General features: G+C 73.3%; 20 protein-coding genes and 1 tRNA gene. 6 read left to right on the top strand and 15 right to left on the bottom strand.

Going from position 1 to position 20,391, the window contains the following annotated elements; genetic code table 11:
* Positions 1-88 precede the first annotated feature (88 nt).
* Positions 89-1,423 (top strand): PP2C family protein-serine/threonine phosphatase, encoded by a 1,335-nt coding sequence (locus ACWC2T_RS24340; RefSeq protein WP_450672454.1) that lies wholly within the window; start codon positions 89-91, stop codon positions 1,421-1,423.
* Positions 1,424-1,538: 115 nt separating this feature from the next.
* Entirely contained in the window at positions 1,539-2,582 is a 1,044-nt protein-coding gene (locus ACWC2T_RS24335; protein ID WP_450672453.1) for an MASE1 domain-containing protein, read from the top strand.
* A gap of 29 nt (positions 2,583-2,611) precedes the next feature.
* Here ACWC2T_RS24335 and ACWC2T_RS24330 read toward each other — a convergent pair.
* Positions 2,612-2,688, bottom strand: a tRNA-Pro gene (locus ACWC2T_RS24330).
* A gap of 124 nt (positions 2,689-2,812) precedes the next feature.
* Here ACWC2T_RS24330 and ACWC2T_RS24325 point away from each other — a divergent pair.
* Positions 2,813-3,565, top strand: a complete 753-nt coding sequence (locus tag ACWC2T_RS24325) for a transketolase (protein WP_450672452.1) — start codon at positions 2,813-2,815, stop codon at positions 3,563-3,565.
* Positions 3,549-4,463: a transketolase family protein gene (locus tag ACWC2T_RS24320; RefSeq protein WP_450672451.1), complete on the top strand. Its 915-nt coding sequence runs from the start codon at positions 3,549-3,551 to the stop codon at positions 4,461-4,463. Before ACWC2T_RS24325 ends, ACWC2T_RS24320 begins: the two co-directional genes overlap by 17 nt.
* 190 nt (positions 4,464-4,653) lie before the next feature.
* On the opposite strand, the gene ACWC2T_RS24315 is transcribed toward ACWC2T_RS24320, so the two are convergent.
* From ACWC2T_RS24315 to ACWC2T_RS24255, 13 genes are all read right to left on the bottom strand, one after another.
* Positions 4,654-5,943, bottom strand: coding sequence for an MFS transporter (locus ACWC2T_RS24315; protein WP_450672450.1), 1,290 nt, complete (start codon positions 5,941-5,943; stop codon positions 4,654-4,656).
* 93 nt (positions 5,944-6,036) lie between these two features.
* Entirely contained in the window at positions 6,037-6,396 is a 360-nt protein-coding gene (locus ACWC2T_RS24310) for an MmcQ/YjbR family DNA-binding protein (RefSeq protein ID WP_450672449.1), read from the bottom strand.
* A gap of 30 nt (positions 6,397-6,426) precedes the next feature.
* Complete coding sequence (locus tag ACWC2T_RS24305; RefSeq protein ID WP_450672448.1) at positions 6,427-6,957, bottom strand: N-acetyltransferase family protein; 531 nt, start codon at positions 6,955-6,957, stop codon at positions 6,427-6,429.
* Positions 6,954-7,556 carry a helix-turn-helix domain-containing protein gene (locus ACWC2T_RS24300; RefSeq protein ID WP_450672447.1) on the bottom strand — a complete coding sequence of 201 codons (603 nt, stop codon included), beginning with the start codon at positions 7,554-7,556 and terminating at the stop codon, positions 6,954-6,956. Before ACWC2T_RS24300 ends, ACWC2T_RS24305 begins: the two co-directional genes overlap by 4 nt.
* Positions 7,557-7,595: 39 nt before the next feature.
* Positions 7,596-8,498 carry a LysR family transcriptional regulator gene (locus ACWC2T_RS24295; RefSeq protein ID WP_450672446.1) on the bottom strand — a complete coding sequence of 301 codons (903 nt, stop codon included), beginning with the start codon at positions 8,496-8,498 and terminating at the stop codon, positions 7,596-7,598.
* A gap of 31 nt (positions 8,499-8,529) precedes the next feature.
* Positions 8,530-9,723 (bottom strand): glycine C-acetyltransferase, encoded by a 1,194-nt coding sequence (locus tag ACWC2T_RS24290; RefSeq protein WP_450672445.1) that lies wholly within the window; start codon positions 9,721-9,723, stop codon positions 8,530-8,532.
* Positions 9,724-9,776: 53 nt separating this feature from the next.
* Positions 9,777-10,805 carry an L-threonine 3-dehydrogenase gene (gene tdh, locus ACWC2T_RS24285; RefSeq protein ID WP_450672444.1) on the bottom strand — a complete coding sequence of 343 codons (1,029 nt, stop codon included), beginning with the start codon at positions 10,803-10,805 and terminating at the stop codon, positions 9,777-9,779.
* A gap of 189 nt (positions 10,806-10,994) precedes the next feature.
* Entirely contained in the window at positions 10,995-11,570 is a 576-nt protein-coding gene (locus tag ACWC2T_RS24280) for a GAF domain-containing protein (RefSeq protein ID WP_450672443.1), read from the bottom strand.
* 73 nt (positions 11,571-11,643) lie between these two features.
* Positions 11,644-12,243 carry a GTP-binding protein gene (locus ACWC2T_RS24275; protein WP_450672442.1) on the bottom strand — a complete coding sequence of 200 codons (600 nt, stop codon included), beginning with the start codon at positions 12,241-12,243 and terminating at the stop codon, positions 11,644-11,646.
* Positions 12,221-12,592: a DUF742 domain-containing protein gene (locus tag ACWC2T_RS24270; RefSeq protein WP_450672441.1), complete on the bottom strand. Its 372-nt coding sequence runs from the start codon at positions 12,590-12,592 to the stop codon at positions 12,221-12,223. Before ACWC2T_RS24270 ends, ACWC2T_RS24275 begins: the two co-directional genes overlap by 23 nt.
* A gap of 2 nt (positions 12,593-12,594) precedes the next feature.
* Positions 12,595-13,029 (bottom strand): roadblock/LC7 domain-containing protein, encoded by a 435-nt coding sequence (locus ACWC2T_RS24265; RefSeq protein ID WP_228619279.1) that lies wholly within the window; start codon positions 13,027-13,029, stop codon positions 12,595-12,597.
* 103 nt (positions 13,030-13,132) lie between these two features.
* On the bottom strand, positions 13,133-15,418 hold the full coding sequence (locus ACWC2T_RS24260) for a sensor histidine kinase (protein WP_450672440.1): 2,286 nt from the start codon (positions 15,416-15,418) through the stop codon (positions 13,133-13,135).
* A 575-nt stretch (positions 15,419-15,993) separates the two neighbouring features.
* The gene (locus tag ACWC2T_RS24255; RefSeq protein ID WP_450672439.1) at positions 15,994-17,160 is read right to left on the bottom strand and encodes an MBL fold metallo-hydrolase; all 1,167 of its coding nucleotides are present in this window, start codon (positions 17,158-17,160) and stop codon (positions 15,994-15,996) included.
* Between the two features lie 317 nt (positions 17,161-17,477).
* Between ACWC2T_RS24255 and ACWC2T_RS24250 the strand changes: the two genes are divergently transcribed.
* Positions 17,478-18,662 carry a Glu/Leu/Phe/Val dehydrogenase dimerization domain-containing protein gene (locus ACWC2T_RS24250; protein ID WP_450672438.1) on the top strand — a complete coding sequence of 395 codons (1,185 nt, stop codon included), beginning with the start codon at positions 17,478-17,480 and terminating at the stop codon, positions 18,660-18,662.
* A 131-nt stretch (positions 18,663-18,793) separates the two neighbouring features.
* Positions 18,794-19,408 carry a TetR/AcrR family transcriptional regulator gene (locus tag ACWC2T_RS24245; protein ID WP_450672437.1) on the top strand — a complete coding sequence of 205 codons (615 nt, stop codon included), beginning with the start codon at positions 18,794-18,796 and terminating at the stop codon, positions 19,406-19,408.
* Between the two features lie 160 nt (positions 19,409-19,568).
* Here ACWC2T_RS24245 and ACWC2T_RS24240 read toward each other — a convergent pair whose 3' ends face one another.
* Entirely contained in the window at positions 19,569-20,354 is a 786-nt protein-coding gene (locus ACWC2T_RS24240; RefSeq protein WP_450672483.1) for an SGNH/GDSL hydrolase family protein, read from the bottom strand.
* Positions 20,355-20,391 lie beyond the last annotated feature (37 nt).

Genomic DNA, 20,391 nt, shown 5'->3' with positions numbered 1-20,391 from the left:
CCGTCGGCCCCCCTGGCCAGGGCACCGATGCCACAATCGAAGTGATGCCGGCGTCCCGCACGGACAGGGGTCGGGTCAGGAGGCCGGAATGGCGGGAGCCAAGGCAGGGAGACAGCCCAGCCGGCCGCGCCTCCCCGAGCTGCACATGCGGCTGCGGTCCGAGCTGGGCCGGATCGACGACCAGCTGCGCGCCCTGCTGTCCACCATGGACCGGCTGCAGGGCCTGCTCGATGCGGTGGTGGCCATCAGCCGGGAGGTGGAGCTGCCCGCGGTGCTGCGCCGCATCGTGACGACCGCCATGGAGCTGGTCGGCGCCCGCTACGGAGCCCTGGGCGTGCTCGACGAGTCCGGGGAACGCCTGGAGCAGTTCATCTCGGCGGGTCTGTCCGAGCAGGAACGCGAGGCGCTGGCCGCGTCCGGGCTGCCGCGCGGCCGGGGCGTCCTCGGCCACCTGATCAGCAACCCTGCCCCCCTGCGGATCGACGACATCCAGGGCCATCCCTCCTCCGCCGGATTCCCGCCCGGCCATCCGCGCCTGCACACCCTGCTCGGCGTCGCCATCACCGTGCGCGGCGAGATCTACGGCGACCTCTACCTCTCCGAGCGGAGCGACGGACAGCCCTTCGACGAGAACGACGAGAACATCGTCGTCGCCCTGGCCAGCGCCGCCGGCATCGCGATCGAGAACGTCCGCCTGTTCGAACGGATCCGCGTCGGAGCAGAGCAGTTCCAGCGGCTTCTGCTGCCCACCCTGCCCGACCTGCGGCCGTTCACCGCCGCCGCCATCTACCGGCCGGCCGCCGAGCCCAGTCAGCTCGGCGGGGACTGGTACGACGCGATCCCGCTGCCCGACGGCGTCGTGGCGGTCGTCATCGGCGACGTCGCCGGCCACGATCTGCAGGCCGCGGCCGCCATGGCCGCAACCCGCAACATGCTGCGCGCCCTTGTGTTCGACCAGAGCAGTCCGCCGGGCGCGGTCCTCACCCAGCTCGACCGGACCCTGAAGTCGGTCGCGAACCACCGCGTCACGACCACGGCCCTGGCCCGCATCGAGCGGGACGGGCCGGGGTGGCGACTGCGCTGGAGCACCGCGGGCCATGTCCCGCCCCTGCTGATGACCCGTGATCGCCACGTGGTCTGTCTGCTCGCCGAGCCCGGGCTGCCTCTCGGTGTCGACACCGAGCAGCCCCGCCCGGACCACTCCCGCTTCCTGCCGCCGGAGGCCACCGTCGTCTTCTTCACCGACGGGCTGATCGAGCATCCCGCGCACTCCATCGACGAGAGTCTGCGGGAACTGGCCTCTCTCGCCGCGGTCCATGCCGCCCTGCCCCTGCCGGAGTTCGTCCAGGCGCTGGCCGATCACCACCCCAGCGACGGTCACGACGACATGGCCATCCTCGCCCTGCGCACCCCGCCCGCCTGACCTCCCCCGGTTGCCGCTTCCGGGCCGGCCGCCCTGCCGTGGAGGATCCGGGGGATCCGGCGGATGATGGGGTCGGATGACGGGTTCGGGGCGATGTCGAAGCGGAGGTCGCCCGATGGCGGTCGTGCGGCGTCAAGGGCTCCGGCGCAGTGGTCCGGCCGCCCTGGAGATCTGTGCCATCGCCGCGCTGTACTACGGCTCGGCCAGGCTGGGACTGCTCCAGCAGCTGGTGCGCGGCCAGGTCACCCCCCTGTGGCCGCCGAGCGGTATCGCGGTGGCGGGCCTGCTGCTGCGCGGCCCGCGCATCTGGCCGGGCATCGCACTCGGCGCGTTCCTGGTGAACATCGCGCTGGGGCCGTCGCTCCCGGCCGTGCTCGCCATCGTGGCGGGGAACACCCTCGCGCCCGTCTGCTCCTTCCTGCTGCTCGGCCGTGCGGGCTTCCATGTGGAGCTGGACCGGCTGCGGGACGCGCTCGCGCTCGTCTTCCTCGGTGGTCTCACGGGGATGCTGGTGAGCGCGACGACGGGCAGCGGGACCCTGGCCCTCGCCGGAGTGCTGCGGCCCGGCGACTTCTGGCCCACGTGGTCGGTCTGGTGGACCGGCGACGCGATGGGCGTCCTGCTGGTCACACCGGTCCTGCTCGTCCTGCGCTCGGCGTGCCTGCCGAAGAACGTGCGCCCGTCCCGGTGGGCGGAGGCACTGCTGCTCATGGCGGCCACGGCCGGCGTCGGATTCCTCGTGGCCGGTCACGCGCCCCTGCTGTTCCTCGGGTTCCCGCTGCTGACCTGGGCTGCCTTCCGCTTCCAGCTGGCGGGGGCCGCGCCCTGCGCGCTGGCCGTGTCGACCTTCGCTGTCATCGCCGGTGCCGAGCGAACAGGGCCGTTCGCCGGTCACAGCCTGCTCACCAAGATGATCACCCTGCAGGCCTTCAACGGCTCTGCCGCGCTGACCGCGCTGCTGCTCGCCGCGGTCGTCAGCGAGCGCAACGACACCGAGCGGGAGATCGCGCGGGCCTGCGGTCAGCTCGCCGGGATGGCGGCCAAGATCGCCGCCGGCGACCACCGCCCGACCCTGCCCGCCGCGGAGGGCGGGAAAGCGGCGGGCGAGACGGACGCCGGAGACCCGCGGACACGGCAAAGGCCGTCTCCTCATCCCTGAGAAGACGGCCCTCCGACCGGCAGAAAAGCTGGTCGGGACGACAGGATTTGAACCTGCGACCCCTTGACCCCCAGTCAAGTGCGCTACCAAGCTGCGCCACGTCCCGGTGCCGTTTGACCTGGGGTTTCCCCGGTCGAACGCGCAGGGAAACAATACCGCACTCCGCTCGGTGGTCGCGCACCGGTTTTCCGGTTGACCTCAAGTTCGGTTGAGGTTGCACGATCGACTTCATGACGATCACAGCGGACGGAAACCGCACGTACGGGTACGACGACCTGCCCGGTCTGATGAGTCTGATGACCGGCGACGAGAAGCACGGACCGGCGGCCACCTCCACCCTCGACGCGCTGTGGGTGCTCTACGACCGGGTGCTTCGGGTGACGCCGGAGCGGCGGGACGATCCGGCCCGGGACCGGTTCCTGCTGAGCAAGGGGCACGGGCCCATGGCGTACTACGCGGTGCTGGCCGCGAAGGGGTTCGTGCCGGTGGACTGGCTGCCCGGGTTCGGCTCGTACGACTCCCCGCTCGGGCATCACCCGGACCGGGTGCTCGTTCCGGGCGCCGAGATCGGCAGCGGCTCGCTCGGGCACGGGCTGCCGATCGCGGTGGGCAGCGCACTGGGGCTCCGGGCGCAGGGGCTGCACGATCCGGCGGTCTGGGTGCTGATCGGGGACGCCGAGCTGGACGAGGGCAGCAACCACGAGGCGATCGCCTTCGCCGGGCCCGCCGGCCTGGAGCGGCTGCACACGATCGTGGTCGACAACTCCTCCGCCAGCCACGCCCGCCCCGGCGGGATCGCCGCCCGGTTCGAGGCGGCGGGCTGGTCGGCGGTGACCGTCGACGGGCGCGATCACGAGGCGCTGCACGCCGCGTTCACCGCGCGGCATCCCGGGCGGCCGCACGTGATCGTGGCCCGCGTCGAGCCGAAGAACGCCCGACTCCCGCTTTCTGGAAAGGCAGACCCCGATGGACACCATGCGTGACCGATTCGCCCCCGTCGTCTCCCGGCTGCTGGACGAGGACCCGCGGGTCGCGGTGGTCCTCGCCGAGATCGGCAAGGACGGCTTCCGCGAGGCCATGGCCCGGCATCCCGACCGGGTCGTCAACGTCGGCATCCGCGAGCAGCTGCTGGTCGGGGCGGCGGCGGGGCTGGCGCTGACCGGACTGCGCCCGGTGGTGCACACCTTCGCCAGCTTCCTGGTGGAGCGGCCGTTCGAGCAGGTCAAGCTGGACCTCGGCCACCAGGACACCGGGGCGGTGCTGGTGAGCGCGGCCGCCTCCTTCGACTGGCCGGCCGGCGGCTACACGCACATGGCCCCCGGCGACGTGGCGCTGCTCGACACGCTGGACGGCTGGGCCGTACACGTGCCCGGACACCCGGACGAGGCCGAGACACTGCTGCACCACGCGATCGCCGCGGGCGACGACAAGGTGTACGTACGGCTGTCCGTGCAGGCCAACCGGCAGGGACGGCTGATCGACGGCACGCACTTCGTCACCGTCCGCGAGGGCCGCCGGGGTGTGGTCCTCGCCGTGGGCCCGGTGCTGGACTCGGTCCTCGCCGCCACGGAGGGCCTGGACCTGACCGTCCTGTACGCGACGACCGTACGGCCCTTCGACGCGGCCGGTCTGCGCCGGGCCACGGAGGCGGCGGGTACCGATGTCGTGCTGGTCGAGCCCTATCTCGCGGGCACCTCGACGACCGCGGCGAGCGAGGCCCTCTCGGACGTGCCGCACCGGGTCCTGGGCCTCGGCGTCGGCCGCCGCGAGCTGCGGCGCTACGGGAGCATCGAGGAGCACGTGGCCGCGCACGGGCTGGACGCGGTGAGCTTGAGGGAGCGGATCGGCGAGTTCGTGGCGCCCACCCGTTGGGCCAGTTGAGCACCGCGCGCGGCTGCGGGTGCGTGGGAGCTGGTCGCGCCCACGCGGCGGAGCCGCATATCGATACAGCCCCGCGCCCCTTCGGGGCGCTCATCGCCGTCGGAGCCTGCGGGCAGTCGTGCCGCTGGGGCGGCACGGGTGGGCGCAGGCGGCACCCTGCCGGCGCAGGGCACCTGCACGCACCCGGCGCTCACCGCGCCGGCGCGTCCGCGTCGGCCCGGACCAGATCCCGTACCGCCGGTACCGCGAGCAGCGCCAGCGCCACCGCCAGGCTGGTCGCGGCGGAGACCAGCAGAACATGGCCCGCGCCGAGCGTACCGGCCGCCGGGCCCGCGAGGGCCTGGCCCACCGGCATCATGGCGAGGGAACCGGCCACGTCGTAGGCGTGGATGCGGTTGAGGACGTCCGGCGGGACCTGGCTCTGCACGCTGGTCGCCCACATCACGCCCCAGAACGACATCCCGGCGCCGGCCACCGCCGCCCCCGTCGCCATCGCCGGCACGCCGAGCCCGGCGCCGACGGCCGCGGGGAAGCCGAAGAAGGCGAACAGGGAGAGCGCGCCGGCGCGGAGCATCCGGCGGGGCCGGAGCCGGAGGGCGAGCAGGCCGCCGACCACCGTGCCCGCGCCGAGGGCGGAGTTGACCAGGCCGTAGGCGCGCGGCCCGTGCTGCTGGACGACCTCCGTGGCCACGAGCGGGACGGTCGGACCCCAGACCGCGATCATGTACAGACACCAGACGGCGATCACGGCCCACAGCCAGGTCCGGGATCTGAACTCCCGCCAGCCCTGGGCCAGATCGGCCCGGAAGGCGCGCATCCCCCGGCCGGTGGCGGCACGGGTGCCCTCGTCGAGCGGGGGCAGCCGGAGCAGCAGCAGGCACAGGGCGCTCGTGGCGTAGGTGGCGGCGTGCGCGGCGAACACCGCGCCGGGTGAGGCGAAGCCGACCAGGAGACCGGCGACGGCGGGGCCGGCGAGCTGGGCGGCGGACTCCGCTATGCGGATCGCGCCGTTGGCGCCCTGGATGTCGGCGGCCAGCCGGGGCACCGTACTGGCCACGCCCGGCTGGAACACCGCTCCCGCCACGCCGCCCACGAAACCGATCGCGCAGATCTGCCACAGCACCACATGCCCGGCGAAGAACAGGCCCGCGGCGAGGGACTGGGTGACGAGCCGGACGAGGTCGGCCCCGATCATCAGCCTGCGGGTGCTGAACCGGTCGGCGATGACCCCGCCGAAGACGACGAGACCGGCGAACGCCGCCGCCGTCGAGGCCATGGCGAGGCCGACCGCGCCCGCGCCGTACCCGTGCTGAAGCAGGCCGGCGGCGAGGGCCACGGGCAGCATGGTGTCGCCGAGGCGGGCGACGGCCCGGGCCACGAAGAACAGCGCGAAGTCCCGGGACCAGACGGCGCGCCGGCCGGCCCCGGCCCGGCGCGTCCCGCGCGTGGTGGTGTCGCGCCGTGTGTCCGTTCCGGTCATCGCGGTTGCCCCTTCCCCGGCGCCCCCTGTGGTGCCGCGCCCGCTGCGCCGCGCCGGATCATGCCACGCCCGGCTCGCGCGCACGGGGGGTTTTCACTCCCCGGGCGGCAGCCCCAACTCGGGGTGGGCGTCCAGGAGTCGGGGCGGTGCGGCCTGCCGCCAGGAGTCGGCGAGGATGTCGCGCAGCTCGTCCTCGTCCTCCAGCGCGGCGAGTCTCGCTCTGACCCAGGCGAACTGGGCCTCGTGGTCGGCGATCCAGAACTTCCCCGGCTCGGCGAGCACCAGTTCGTCGCGCTCCTCCTTGGGGCAGCGCACGGCGATGGACGTCTCGTCCTCGGGCAGGGTCGCGAACATCTTCCCGGCCACCCGGAACGTGGGCATGCTCCAGGCGACCTTCTCCGTGGTGTCCGGCAGGGACAGGGCGATACGGCGTACGTCTTCGGCATCCGGCATGCAACGCACCGTAGCCCCTGCCACTGACAGTCACCCGCCCGATGGCTCCAGCCGCTTGTAGTACAACGTCGTCGCGCGCAACGCGCCGCCGGGGCTCTCCGCGTAGTCGGGGATGACGCCGGCCCGGATCCAGCCGGCCGAGCGGTAGAGGTGCTCGGCGGGGCTGCCGGTCTCGGTGTCGAGGTGGAGCAGGGTGATGCCGGCGGCAGCGGCGGCGTTCTCGGCGGTGGCGAGGAGGCTGCGGCCGAGTCCCTGCCCGCGCGCGGAGCGGTGCACCATCAGCTTCACCAGCTCCGCGCGGTGGCGGCTGTTCGGTTTGTCGGGGTAGGCCAGGCTCACGGTCCCGGCCGGGCGGCCGGAACCGTCGAGCGCCGCCCAGACGGTGAGCCGGCCCGCCGCCGTCGCCTCGGCCCGCTCCCGCCACCAGGCGGTGGCCTCCTCGTGTGTGAGCGACGCGAGGAAGCCGACCGAGGCACCGCCGGCCACGGTGTCGGTCAGCAGCTCCGCCAACTCGCCTGCGCGCTCTCGTACTTGCGCGGCGCTCCAGCGCTCCACCCTCATGGCCGCACCACCGCGAGGGCGTACCGCGCCTCCTCGGGGCCGGGGCACCGGAACCGGGTCGGGCCGAAGACCCGCATCCGCAGGCAGTCTCCGGCGTCCAGGCGGTGGACCTGCTCCCCGTCGGTCACCTCCAGGGCTCCGTCGAGCAGCCACAGGTGCTGTTCCAGGCCGGTCACGGGCGGGCGGTCATAGGCGATGTCGGCGCCCGGTGCGAGCCGGCCCTCGACCAGTTCGCCGCGGAGCCCGGCGTGCGGCGGGGACACGGAGCGGCGGACGAATCCGGAGCCGCGGTCCTCCCAGATCTGCTGATCGGCGGCCCGGACCAGCGGCGCGGGTGCCGCCTCGACCTCGCTGAGCAGCTGGGACATGGTGCGGCCGTAGACATGGCACAACCGGTTCAGCAGGGCGGCGGTGGGGCTGGTCTCCGCGCGTTCGGCACGCGACAGGGTGGACCGGCTCACCCCGCTGCGCTCGGCCAGCTCCCCCAGGGACCAGCCGTGCTGGGCACGCAGCTCGGCGAGGCGGGCACCGAGCCGGGCATCGACGGGGTCCGGGGCCGGTACGACACTCTGTTTCACATCAGGGATTCTATCCCGCATATGAAACGACCACGCGTGGTTTCCCGGACTGCGGGCCCCCTAGGCCCGGGCCGCTGCCTTCAGGGCGTCCAGTACCGGGCGGATCAGCGGGTGTCCCTCGGCTCCGCGGCGTACCGCGGCGAAGACGCGGCGGGTCGGGGCCACGCCGTCCACGGGGCGTACGACGACGCCGGTGAGGTCCATGCCGTTCAGCGCGGAGCGCGGGACGAGGGCCACGCCCGCGTCGGCCGAGGCCAGCGCGACGACCGCGCGGAAGTCGTCGGAGGAGTGTTCCAGGCGGGGCTGGAAGCCGGCGCTCTCGCAGGCGAGGACGACCACGTCGTGGCAGGGGTTGCCGGGGTACGGGCCGATCCAGGGGTCCTTGGCCAGCTCGGCGAGGGGCACCTCGGCGGTGTCCGCGAGGCGGTGGCCGACGGGTACGACCGCGTCGAACGGCTCGGCGTAGAGCGAGACGTGGGTGAGCCGGGGGTCGTCGGCGGGCGGCGCGCCCCGGTACTCCACGGCCACCGCCACGTCGACCTGCCGGTCCAGCACCATGGGCAGGCTCGCGTCGCCCTCGGCGTCCTGGACGCGGATGCGGATGCCGGGCGCGGTGTGCGCGAGCCGGGCCACGGCCGGGGCCACGACCTGGGCGATACCGGTCGCGAAGGCGGCCACGGTGACCGTGCCCGCCTCGCCCGAGCCGTAGGCGGCCAGCTCGGCCTCGGCCCGCTCCAGCTGGGCGAGGACCGCGTTGGTGTGGCTGAGCAGGATCTCGCCGGCCGGGGTGAGCCGTACGCCCTTGGCGCTGCGCTCGACCAGGCGGTGGCCGGTCTCCTGCTCCAGAGCCGTGAGCTGCTGGGAGACGGCCGAGGGGGTGAGGTACAGCGCGGCGGCCGCCGCGGTGACCGTGCGGTGGTCGGCCACCGCACGGAGGATGTGGAGCCGCCGTGCCTCGATCATGTCCTCAATTATCCCCGGGGTTCCGCCCTGCTCAGGCCTCCAGCTCGGCGCGGGCCGCGACGAAGGCGTCGACCGCGCGGTGGACGTCCTCGGTGGAGTGCGCGGCGGACAGCTGGACGCGGATGCGGGCCTGGCCCTGCGGGACGACCGGGTAGGAGAAGCCGATCACGTACACACCGCGCTCCAGCAGCAGCTCGGCCATGCGGCCCGCCTTCGCCGCGTCGCCGATCATCACGGGGGCGATGGCGTGGTCGCCGGGGAGGATGTCGAAGCCCTCCTCGGTCATGCGGCGGCGGAACAGGGCGGTGTTCTCGTTCAGCCGGACCCTCAGGTCGTCGGCGGACTCCAGCAGGTCGAGGACCTTCAGGGAGGCGGCGGCGATCACCGGGGCGAGGGTGTTGGAGAACAGGTACGGGCGCGAGCGCTGGCGCAGCAGGGCGACGATCTCGGCGCGGGCGGCGACATAGCCGCCGGAGGCGCCGCCGAGGGCCTTGCCGAGGGTGCCGGTGATGATGTCGACGCGGTCCATGACGCCGTGCAGTTCGGGGGTGCCGCGGCCGGTGGGGCCGACGAAGCCGACGGCGTGCGAGTCGTCGACCATGACCATCGCGTCGTAGCGGTCGGCGAGGTCGCAGATCTCGCGCAGGGGGGCGACGTAGCCGTCCATGGAGAAGACGCCGTCGGTGACGATCAGCCGGCGCCGCGCGTCGGACGCCTCCTTCAGCTTCGCCTCGAGGTCGGCGAGGTCACGGTTGGCGTAGCGGTAGCGGCGGGCCTTGGACAGGCGGATGCCGTCGATGATGGAGGCGTGGTTGAGGGCGTCGGAGATCACCGCGTCCTCCTCGCCGAGCAGCGTCTCGAAGACGCCGCCGTTGGCGTCGAAGCAGGAGGAGTACAGGATCGTGTCCTCCTGGCCGAGGAAGGCCGACAGGCGCGCCTCCAGCTCCTTGTGGACCTCCTGGGTGCCGCAGATGAAGCGGACGGAGGCCATGCCGTAGCCCCAGCGGTCCAGCGCGGCGTGGGCGGCGGCGATCACCTCGGGGTGGTCGGCGAGGCCGAGGTAGTTGTTGGCGCAGAAGTTGAGGACCTCGCCGGGGCGGCCGCCGGCGGTGACGCCGACGGTCGCGGACTGCGGGGTGCCGATGACCCGCTCGGGCTTGTGCAGTCCGGCGGCACGGATCTCGTCGAGGGTGGCGCGCAGGTCGTCGCGGACGGTGTCGAACATGAGGAGGGCTCCTGAAAGTGCTGACGGAGTGAGGGAGTCGGGCGTGCTACGGCTCAGGCGGTCCAGTCCAGGATGACCTTGCCGCCCTTGCCGCTCGCGGCGTCCGCGAACGCGGCCTCGAAGTCGCGGTAGCCGTACCGGCCGGTGATCACGGGGGCGAGGTCCAGGCCGCCCTCCAGCAGCACCGACATGGCGTACCAGGTCTCGAACATCTCGCGGCCGTAGATGCCCTTGATGGTGATCATCGAGGTGACGATCCGGGCCCAGTCGACCGGGAACTCCTGCGCCGGCAGGCCGAGCATGGCGATGCGGCCGCCGTGCGTCATGTTGGCGATCATGTCGCGCATGGCCTCGGGGCGGCCGGACATCTCCAGGCCGATGTCGAAGCCCTCGCGCAGCCCCAGTTCCCGCTGGCCGTCGGCGATCGTGGTCTCGGCGACGTTCAGGGCGAGGCTCACGCCGATCTTGCGGGCCAGCTCCAGGCGCTCCTCGCTGACGTCGGTGATGACGACGTTGCGAGCACCGGCGTGCCGGGCGACGGCGGCCGCCATCAGGCCGATCGGCCCGGCGCCGGTGATCAGCACGTCCTCGCCGACCAGCGGGAACGACAGCGCGGTGTGCACGGCGTTGCCGAACGGGTCGAAGATCGCGGCGACGTCGAGGTCGACGGGGACGCGGTGCACCCAGACATTACCCGCGGGCAGGGCGACGTACTCGGCGAAGGCGCCGTCCCGGCCGACGCCGAGGCCGACCGTGGCCCGGCACAGATGGCGGCGGCCGGCCAGGCAGTTGCGGCACTTGCCGCACACCAGATGGCCCTCGCCGCTGACCCGGTCTCCGATGCGGATGTCGGCCACGTCCCGGCCGACCTCGACGACCTGGCCGACGAACTCGTGCCCGAGCACGAGCGGGGTCCGGATCGCCTGCTGCGCCCAGCCGTCCCAGGCCCGGATGTGCAGGTCGGTGCCGCAGATACCGGTCCGCATGACCTTGATCAGCACGTCACCCGGCCCGACCTCGGGCTCCGGGACGTCCGTCAGCCAGAGTCCCGGCTCCGCCTTCTGCTTGACCAGCGCCTTCACGCGTGCGGCTCCTGTGGGTGAGGTCCCGGCCCACGGGCATGCCGAAGGAGCCCGCACCGGGTCAGAGGGGTGGAATCACCCTGCAATCTGCCGTATGCGCGGGCCGCGGGTCCATCGAGCTTTTCTTAACCGCCGCCTCAGCTTTCCTTCACGCCCCCGGTACCGGCGGCGTGGGCATCCCCTGGCACGTCACAGGGGCAGCCCGTCCTCGGCGCTGCGTTCGAGGCGTACGACGAGATCGGCGGCCAGCGCCTTCACGGTCTCCAGGCCCGACCGGCCCCAGGACCGCGGCTCGGTGTCGGCCGCGCACACGGTGCCGAGCGCCATGCCGGAGCTGTCGAGAAGCGGAGCGCCGAGATAGGAGCGGATGCCGTACTCGTCCACCACGGGGTTTCCGGCGAACCGCGGATAGTCGCGGACGTCGTCGAGCACCAGCGCCCTGCGGCGGACCACCACATGGGGGCAGAACCCGTGCTCGCGCGGCAGCAGCCGGCCGAACTCCGGCCGGCTGCCGTCCTCCCGCAGGAACGGCGGGGCGGCGGGGACACACAGACCCGCGAAGAACTGGTGGTCCTCGCCGACGAAGTTGACCATGGCGTACGGCGCGCCGGTGAGCCCGGCGAGATGGCCGGCGAAGGCGTCCAGTGCCGGGTCGGGCCGGCCCACCAGGCCGAGCAGGCGCAGTCGGTGGACCCGGGCGGGGGCCTCCTTGTCCTCCGGGGTGAGCAGCAGACCCCGGACCGGCCGGGGCGGCTCGTAGGTCATGGCCGGACTCCTGGCCGGGCATCGGCGTTGTGGGCATACCTCATTGAGGAACTCCGTGTGCGGTAGGGCGGGATCACCTGTGGGCGCCATGGCTCGGCGCGGTCGCCGGGGCGTGGGCGAGGAGGTGGCGTACGAGGGTGAGCAGGGTCTGCACGCCGGAGCTGGAGATCCGGGCGTCGCAGCGGACGACGGGGATCTCGGGGTCCAGGTCGATGGCGGCGCGCACCTCCTCGGGGTCGTAGCGGTAGCCGCCGTCGAATTCGTTGATCGCGACGATGAAACCGAGTCCGCGTTCCTCGAAGAAGTCCACGGCCGCGAAGCAGTCCTGCAGCCGGCGGGTGTCGGCGAGGATCACCGCGCCGAGCGCGCCCTCGGACAGCTCGTCCCACATGAACCAGAACCGCTCCTGTCCCGGCGTGCCGAACAGGTACAGGACATGGTCCGGATCGAGGGTGATCCGGCCGAAGTCCATGGCGACCGTCGTCTCCATCTTGTTCTCGACGCCGTCGAGACTGTCCGTGCCGACGCTGACCGTGGTGAGCAGCTCCTCCGTGCTGAGCGGCGCGATCTCGCTGACCGCGCCCACGAAGGTCGTCTTGCCGACCCCGAACCCGCCCGCCACCAGGATCTTCAGTGCGGTCGGGAACGGGTCAGAGCTGTCGTCGTAGTCCATCGAGCACTGCCTCCAGCAGAGACCGGTCAGTGGGTGTGTGGTGGAAGGCGGGGGGTTTGGTGGTCAGGACCCCGCAGTCGACGAGGTCCGAGAGGAGCACCTTGGTGACCACCGCGGGCAGTTTCAGGTGCGCGGCGACCTCGGCGACCGAGACGGGGGCCCGGCACAGGTCGAGCGCCTGGGCGTGCTCGGGGCCGAGATAGCCGAGCGGGGTGACGCCGGTGGCCATCACCTGCGACATCAGGTCCAGGGCGATGCTGGGCTTGGTGCGTCCGTTGCTGACCGTGAACGGGCGCACCAGCCGTCCGGCCGCGTCGTCCAGCCAGGGCCCGTCGCCGGCTGCGGCCACGCTCAAGGCCTCGTCGCCGTGGGTTCGACGGCGTGCTGCCGAGGAGCGGTCACCAGGTAGGGGCGGACGCTCTTGACGAGCATCGCCATCTCGTAACCGAGCACGGCGGCGTCGGCCTCGCGGCCCGCGAGCACGGCGAGGCAGGTGCCGGAGCCGGCGGTGGTGACGAACAGCAGGGTCGAGTCGAGCTCGACGACGACCTGCCGGACGTCCCCGCCGTCGCCGAACCGGACGCCCGCGCTGCGGCCGAGGGAGTACAGGCCGGAGGCCAGGGCCGCCATGTGGTCGGCGCTGTCGATGTCGAGGCCGTGCACGGACTTCACCAGCCCGTCGCAGGACAGGAGCACGGCGCTGGTGGTGTGCGGTACGCGCTGCACGAGGCCGCTCAGCAGCCAGTCGAGGTCGGATGCATGGGCGGTCGGCGCATCGCTCGCCATGGTGGATCGACTCCTTGGGGTACGAAGGTCTGTGGGAGCGCTGGGGGTTGGGGGGGTCGCTGGTCGGGGTGGGGGTGGATGGGGGGTGGATATGGTGCGGGCGTCAGCCGGCCGGGGCGCTCCCGTCGGGCCGGCCGGCGCCACGGGCACCGTCGGATGCGGGCGCGTGGGTGCGCCCCTGGGATATGGGGGTTGGGTCACTGTGGTCGGAGCCCATGTGGGCCGCGCTCATGTGGTCTGGGCTCATGTGGTCTGGGCTCGTATGACCTGAGGCCATGGGGGCGGGCTGCACGCGCGGCGAGTTGGTGAAGTCCGGTGACATAGAGGAGAGTTGACGGTGCGCCAGAGGATGGCTCTCATCCAGGTGGCCGGCATCCAGGCGGGTGGGCTCCTGGCTCTCCATGTGCTGCTGCGCCTCGGCGAGTCCGATACCGCGCTGGAAGGCCGCCATCAGGCCCGGGTCGTGGCCCGGGACCGTGTCGTGGTCCTGACGGGGTGCGGGGCCCCCGCGCAGCTGGGGAACGATGTGCTCCTGGGCGCGGCGGCGGGGCAGTTGGGGCTTGTTCATGGTGCCGCGCACGGTGCCGGTGCGCGGCGTGGGCAGGGTGCCCGCGTGCGCCTCGACCGTCGCCCGGTCCCCGGCGGCGATGCCGGGAAGGGCCTCGGCGGGGTTGGGCCGGTCCTGCCGGGCGCCCCGCACGGGAAGCGGCGCGAGGCCGCGTTCGCCGCGCCCGCCGTCCCCGCTCTCCGCGCCTGGTCCCCCTCTCCCGCTCTCCGCACCGGGCCGCACAGCCCCGCTCTCGGCGTCGCGCCGCCCGTCGCCCCGCTGGGCGTGCCGCCGCCGCCCGGTCGCCGGAACGTGACCGGAACGGGACCCGGCCTCGCCACCGGAGGTGCCCCCGGCCCCGGCATCGGAGGTGACGCCGGACACGGGTCCGGCCCCGATTCCGGATCCCTGCGGGACGCCGGCCCCCGGCTCTGCTCCGGTCCCCCGCCAGGCCCCGGTTTCCGCCCCGCTCCGGGCCCCGGAAGCGGGCCCGCCTCCGGGTGCGGGCGCGGGCCCGCTCCCCAAGGCGGTCGGCCCGCGCCCGGCGGCCGCTGCGGAGCGGCCGGCCGGCCCGATCCCGGCATGTGCGGAGGCACCGCCCCCGGCCCGGCCGCCCAGTGTCTGCGCAGGGGTCGGTCCCTGCCCGTGTCCCTGCGGCCGCACCTGCGGCGACGCACCGGTGTCCGTGGGATCCTGCGGCCGGTGTACGCCCGCCCCGGCGACCACACCCGCGACCGCGCCGGCCGCTCCGGGCGCCGTACCCAACAGCGCCTGCGGGACGACGAGTACGGCCTGCACACCGCCGTAGATGTTGGTCTGCAGCCGAACGTGGATGCCGTGCCGCCGGGCGAGCTGGGAGACGACGTAGAGCCCGATGCGGCCGTCGGCCAGCAGGCTGGCGACGTTGACCTGGTCGGGGTCGGAGAGGAGGGCGTTCATCCGGTTCTGCTCGCCGACGGGCATGCCGAGCCCGCGGTCCTCGACCTCCACGGCGAGTCCGGAGGTGACGAGGCCCGCCCGGAGCAGCACCTGGGTGTGCGGGGCGGAGAACACCGAGGCGTTCTCGATGAGTTCGGCGAGCAGGTGGATGACGTCGGCGACGGCGTGGCCGCGCAGTTCGCCGTCGATCGGCGGCACCAGCTTGACCCGGGAGTACTGCTCGACCTCGGCGATGGCGGAGCGGAGTACCTCGGTCATGCTGACCGGGTTGCTCCACTGGCGCCGGGAGACGGCGCCGCCGAGCACGGCGAGGTTCTCGGCGTGCCGCCGGATGCGGGTGGCCAGGTGGTCCACGTGGAACAGGCCCTTGAGCAGGTCGGGGTCCTCGATCTCGTTCTCCAGCTCGTCGAGGATCGAGATCTCCCGGTGCACGAGGGACTGGAGCCGGCGCGCGAGGTTGACGAAGACCTCGAGCTTCTGCTCGCTGCCCGCCTGGCTGGAGAGCTGGGCGGCGCGCACGACGGCGGTGACGGCGCCGTCGTGCGCGCGGGCCAGGTCGGCGGCGAGCAGTTCGAAGTCGTCGGCGTCCTCGGGCGGCCGGCGGCGTGGTGCGCGCTGCGGCGGGGTGTCCCCCTGGCGCAGCGCGTCGACCAGGGCGTGCAGGTCGGCCTCGCCGCGTGCGGCGGTGCTGCGCAGTGCCTCGACGCGGTCGGAGACCGAGCGGGCGGCCCGGTCGGCGGCCACGGCGGCGATGAGGATGCCGGCGACGGCCACGCCGACCGCTCCGGCGAGTACGGCCCAGAGCGTGGGGCCGGTGCGGGCGCCGGTGGAGCGGATGCTGAAGAGGACCGCCGCGGTGGCGCTCAGGGCGACCGCGAGGGGCGGCAGCACGGCGAGCCGCATGAGCTGGGGCCGTATATGCGTTTCGGGCAGTGCGGGAGCGGGTCGGGCGACCGGTCTCCCGTGCCGGCCGCCCTCTCGGCGGTCGGCACGGGTGGCCGGTGCTCGCAGGTCAGACATCTGCGTCCTCGTACTGGTCCGTCGGGCCCGTTCCCCACGCGGTGGGCGAGGCGGGCGTGCGTCATCGCGTTGTCGGCCCGCGGGACCGGCGAATCCGGCCTCGCGACGCAACGGACACTCACAGTAGTTGCCTGAGCATCATGTGCGGTGGGCAGTTGACAAAGTCCCCCGGGGAGCGTCCCGCTCTGGTATGAAGCCTCGTACGACAGACCGATAACCCGGCCGCTCGCCCTTCGATCGGTCGAAAAGGAACGGACCTTGCTGGTCAAAAGCGGTCAGAAAAAAGCGACGGGCGGCAGACCGCATCCCATCGGTCCACCGCCCGCCCCACGCGCGTCCGGCATTTTCTGCATGAGCGGCAGCACACGCCCGCCACCGGGAAACCGGCCCTGGCGACGCTGCCACTCCTCACGGAAAGTCACGGAGCGCGAAGCCCTGGCCTTGACTGCCGCTCGGTCTCAGGCCCGCGTCGGCGGTTCCGCCACGAACGCGCCGACCGAGCGCCAGGTGCGCCGCAACTCCCCCGACACGCCGCGCCACCACGCCTCCGCCGGGAGCTTGCCCGCCGGTTCGAAGGGCTCGCCCGGGCGAGGCAGGGCCACCGCCTGACCGGCCTCCTCGGCCGCCTCCTTCGTCCACTCGCCCGGCTCGGCCCAGGGGTGCGGGGCGAGATTGAAGGTGCCCCAGTGGATGGGCAGCAGCGCGCCGTGCGGTGCTCCGCCCTGCAGGTCGAGATGGGCGCGCAGACCCTCCTCGGGCGTCATGTGGATGTCGGGCCAGAACTCGCTGTACGCGCCGATCTGGATCATCGTGGCGTCGAAGGGGCCGTGGGCCGCACCGATGTCCTGGAAGCCCTCGAAATAGCCCGTGTCACCGCTGTGGTAGATCCGGTGCTCCTCGCCGGCGACGGCCCAGGACGCCCAGAGGGTGTGCTGGGTGTTGCGCAGGGCACGGCCGCAGAAGTGGCGGGCGGGCGTCGCGGTGAGGGTGAGGCCGCCGACCCGGGTCGACTCGTGCCAGTCCAGCTCGCGCAGCCGGTCCGGGGAGACGCCCCAGTGCTCGAGGTGGGCGCCGACGCCGAGCGGCACGGCGAACAGGGTGTCCGTGCCGGCCAGCGCCTTGATGCTGGGCAGGTCCAGGTGGTCGTAGTGGTCGTGCGAGATGACGACCACGTCGACCTCGCCGAGCGCGGCCAGCGGCAGCGGCACGGGATGCAGCCGCCTGGGGCCTGCGACGGGGAACGGGGAGCAGCGCTCGCCCCACACGGGGTCGAACAGGACCCGGTGGCCGTCGATCTCGGCGAGCACGCTGGAGTGGCCCATCCAGGTCAGCCGCAGTCCCGTGGCGGGCGGCTTGGCCAGGTCGGCGAAGGTGGTGGGATGCACCGGGACGGTGCCCTTCGGCGCACGCAGGGGCCGGGTCTCCTTGTCGAAGAACACCTTCGCGAAATCCAGCCCGGAGCCGGAGGGCCGGGTGCGCGCGGTCCCGCCCGGGTTCTGGAAGACGCCGTCCTTGAAGTGGGGGGAGCGGCGGATGCGTGCCAGGCGCTCACCGCCCGGTTCCGCGCCGAAGGCTGCGGGCCGCAGCGCGCGGAGCCCGGAGCTCGAGGAACGCAGTCCGGTCACGGTACCTCCCGGTGAAGTGGGTGAGGCTCCCCATTATGGTCGGCCCCTCCGACAGCCCGGCCCCGCCGGGGCACTCCTGCGGGGCCGGGTCACGCTACTGAACGCCGATTCAGCACGTTGACAGGTCACCGACCGGCTCAGGATACTGACCCGCAATTCAGTAGGACTCCGTCCGGCGCCCTTCGCCGAATCCTCGTCCGCGGCCACCCTCCGCCGCGCTCCGGCGCAGCGCGTGCGACCCGGCCGCGCCGGCGAGCGCCCTGGCCGAGGCCCTCGACCGGCCCGGCTCCCTCCGATCACCGCCCCCGAGGAGACCCATGACCGCCCCCGCTCCCCTGATGTCTCTCGTCTGGACCGACCATGTCACCGGCCGCCAGGGGTTCCTGGTGGTGGACCGTCTGGTGCGCGGCGTGGCCAGCGGCGGGCTGCGGATGCGCCCCGGCTGCACGCTGGAGGAGGTGACGGGGCTCGCCCGCGGCATGACGATGAAGGAGGCCCTGCACTACGACCCCGAGGCCCGCTACGTCCCCCTCGGCGGCGCCAAGGGCGGCATCGACTGCGATCCCCGGGATCCGCGGGCCTACGGGCTGCTGGTGCGCTATCTGCGCGCCATGCGGCCGTACATCGAGAGTTTCTGGACCACCGGCGAGGACCTCGGCCTCACCCAGGACCTGGTGGACCGCGCGGCGGCCGAGGCGGGTCTGGTCTCCTCCGTCCAGGCGGTGTACCCGCTGCTGGACGACGAGGCGGCGGCCCGAAGACGGCTCGCGGACGCCTTCGCGGTCGAGGTGGACGGCATCGGCCTGGACGAACTGGCAGGCGGCTGCGGGGTCGCCGAGTCGGTGCTCACGGCGCTGGACCGGGCGGCCGTGCCCTACCCGGGCACCCGGGTGGCGGTGCAGGGCCTCGGCACGATGGGCGGGGCCACCGCGCGGTTCCTCGCACGCGCGGGGCTGACGGTGGTGGCGGTCGCCGACATCAAGGGCACGATCGCCAATCCGGCGGGGCTGGACATCGAGACCCTGCTGGCCGCGCGGGACGGTTACGGCACCGTCGACCGCGGTGTGCTGCGCCCCGGCGACCGCGAACTGCCCGGCGACGACTGGCTCTCCGCCGAGGCGGAGGTGCTCGTGCCGGCGGCCGTGTCGTACGCGATCGGCGCCGCCGACCAGGGCCGGATCCGCGCCCGCTGGATCGTGGAGGCCGCCAACATGCCCGTGCTGCCGGAGGCGGAGGAGCTGCTGGCCGCACGCGGGGTCACCGTCCTGCCGGACGTGGTGGTCAACTCCGGTACGAACGCCTGGTGGTGGTGGACCCTGTTCGGCGACATCGGCGCCGACGCCGACGAGGCCTTCGCGCAGATCCGGCGCTCCATGCGCACCCTGGTCGGTCTGGTGCTCGACCGCGCGGACGCCGACGGTACGACCCCGCGCGCGGCCGCCCACGCCCTGGTCGCCGACCGCCTGCCGCTGATCGCGGACCGCTTCGGGTGGTACCGCTGACGGACCTCCCGCCGGCTTCCTCCGCTTCCTGAACTGAATGACGAGTCAGTAGTGGGGCGCCTCGGGCCCTGCCGCACAGGGGTGTCCACAGGCCGTCGGCGCCTGTCGGGGCAGCTGTGTAGGGTGACGGCGTGGCGAGAGTGCGGTTGAGCGTGGCCGAGCGGCGGGAGGAGCTGCTGCGGGCCGCCATCGGGCAGATCGAGGCGCGGGGCGTGGCGGCGGTCAGGATCGCCGACGTGGCGGCGGCGCTCGGGGTCAGCAACGCGCTGGTGCTGTACCACTTCTCGACGAAGGAGAAGCTGGTCGCCGACGCGTTCACCTACGCGGCCGAGGAGGATCTCGCGCATCTGCGCAAGCTGCTGGGCCGGCGGACCTCCGCGCTGCGCCGGCTGCGGGCCGCGGTGCGCTGGTACGCGCCGACCGGGCAGGCCAAGGGCTGGCGGCTGTGGATCGAGGGCTGGGCCGTGGCCCTGCGTGAGCCGGCCCTGCGGGAGGTCACCCGTGACCTGGACAAGCAGTGGAAGGCGGCGATCGCCGACGTCATCGCCGAGGGCGTGGCGGGGGGCGAGTTCGCCTGCGCCGACCCGGCCGGCGCCGCGCTGCGGCTGACCGCCCTGCTGGACGGGCTCGCCGTCCAGCTGACGTCGTACCCGGGAGCGATGCCCCGCACGCGTGCGCAGGAGTGGGTCGACGAGGCGCTCGCACGGGAACTGGGCCTGGACCGGCAGGCGTTGACGGAGCGCTAGATCACGCCTTCGGGCAGGGCGTCGGGGTCCGGCGTGGTCACGGGCGCTTCCCGGGCGCCTCCGCACGGCACGCCGCCCGAGCACACCCGCACACGACCGTGCCCCGCACCGCGGGCCAACCCGGTGCGGGGCATGTCGGTACGGGGCGTGTCGGTGCGGGTCAGGCCACCGAGGCGATGCGCATCTTGATGTCGTCGGGCGACAGGGCGCCCTTCGCCGTCACATGGTCGCCGGATGACTCGCCGCGCAGCCGGCGGCCGATCCACGGGACGAGGTACTCGCGGGCCCAGTGGACGTCGTCGCGGCGGACCTCCAGGGTGCCCCGGGGCGGCTGGGGCGGCCACGGCTGCTCCGGGTCGGCCGGGACCTGAAGGCCGAGGGCCTGACCGGCGCGCAGCGCCACGCGCGTGTGCCCCTCGGGCGAGAGGTGCAGCCGGTCGCTGTCCCAGGCCCGTCGGTCCTGCACGGACTTCAGGGACCACAGGTCGAGGACGGGGCAGCCGTACCGGTCGGCGATGGCACGGACGTGTCCGTTGTACGTGGCGATCTTGCCGCGCAGATGCTTGAGCACGGGGACGCCACGGGTGTCGAAGCCGGTCGTCACCATGACCGTGCCGGCCGCCTCGGCCAGCTGGGCAACGGCCCGCTCGAAGCGCTCGGCCACCTCATCCGGGTCGGTGCCGGGCCGGATGATGTCGTTGCCGCCCGCACAGAAGGAGACCAGGTCCGGGGCCAGTTCGACGGCCTGCGGGAGCTGGTCCTGCACGATCTGGTCGAGCAGTTTCCCGCGGACCGCGAGGTTGGTGTACTTGAAGTCGCCCTCGGGGCGCCGGTCGGCGAGCAGTACCGCGAACCGGTCGGCCCAGCCGACGAACGCCCCGTCGGGCCCCGGGTCGCCGACGCCCTCGGTGAAGCTGTCCCCCACCGCCACGTACGACCCGATCACTGATGTGTTGTCACTCTTCGAATCGTCTGCCACGTCG

This window comes from Streptomyces sp. NPDC001393, assembly GCF_053597455.1.
This window is presented reverse-complemented; position numbering and strand designations above follow the sequence as displayed.

Bases quoted from the DNA above. Each gene is read 5' to 3' on its own strand.
- ACWC2T_RS24300 (WP_450672447.1), bottom strand. From the start codon at position 7,556: ATGCGGGATAGAATCCCTGATGTGAAACAGAGTGTCGTACCGGCCCCG.
- ACWC2T_RS24305 (WP_450672448.1), bottom strand. From the start codon at position 6,957: ATGAGGGTGGAGCGCTGGAGCGCCGCGCAAGTACGAGAGCGCGCAGGC.
- ACWC2T_RS24340 (WP_450672454.1), top strand. From the start codon at position 89: ATGGCGGGAGCCAAGGCAGGGAGACAGCCCAGCCGGCCGCGCCTCCCC.
- ACWC2T_RS24265 (WP_228619279.1), bottom strand. From the start codon at position 13,029: ATGGCGAGCGATGCGCCGACCGCCCATGCATCCGACCTCGACTGGCTG.
- ACWC2T_RS24295 (WP_450672446.1), bottom strand. From the start codon at position 8,498: ATGATCGAGGCACGGCGGCTCCACATCCTCCGTGCGGTGGCCGACCAC.
- ACWC2T_RS24275 (WP_450672442.1), bottom strand. From the start codon at position 12,243: ATGGACTACGACGACAGCTCTGACCCGTTCCCGACCGCACTGAAGATC.
- ACWC2T_RS24335 (WP_450672453.1), top strand. From the start codon at position 1,539: ATGGCGGTCGTGCGGCGTCAAGGGCTCCGGCGCAGTGGTCCGGCCGCC.
- ACWC2T_RS24325 (WP_450672452.1), top strand. From the start codon at position 2,813: ATGACGATCACAGCGGACGGAAACCGCACGTACGGGTACGACGACCTG.
- ACWC2T_RS24260 (WP_450672440.1), bottom strand. From the start codon at position 15,418: ATGCGGCTCGCCGTGCTGCCGCCCCTCGCGGTCGCCCTGAGCGCCACC.
- ACWC2T_RS24320 (WP_450672451.1), top strand. From the start codon at position 3,549: ATGGACACCATGCGTGACCGATTCGCCCCCGTCGTCTCCCGGCTGCTG.
- ACWC2T_RS24310 (WP_450672449.1), bottom strand. From the start codon at position 6,396: ATGCCGGATGCCGAAGACGTACGCCGTATCGCCCTGTCCCTGCCGGAC.
- ACWC2T_RS24250 (WP_450672438.1), top strand. From the start codon at position 17,478: ATGACCGCCCCCGCTCCCCTGATGTCTCTCGTCTGGACCGACCATGTC.
- ACWC2T_RS24290 (WP_450672445.1), bottom strand. From the start codon at position 9,723: ATGTTCGACACCGTCCGCGACGACCTGCGCGCCACCCTCGACGAGATC.
- ACWC2T_RS24315 (WP_450672450.1), bottom strand. From the start codon at position 5,943: ATGACCGGAACGGACACACGGCGCGACACCACCACGCGCGGGACGCGC.
- ACWC2T_RS24280 (WP_450672443.1), bottom strand. From the start codon at position 11,570: ATGACCTACGAGCCGCCCCGGCCGGTCCGGGGTCTGCTGCTCACCCCG.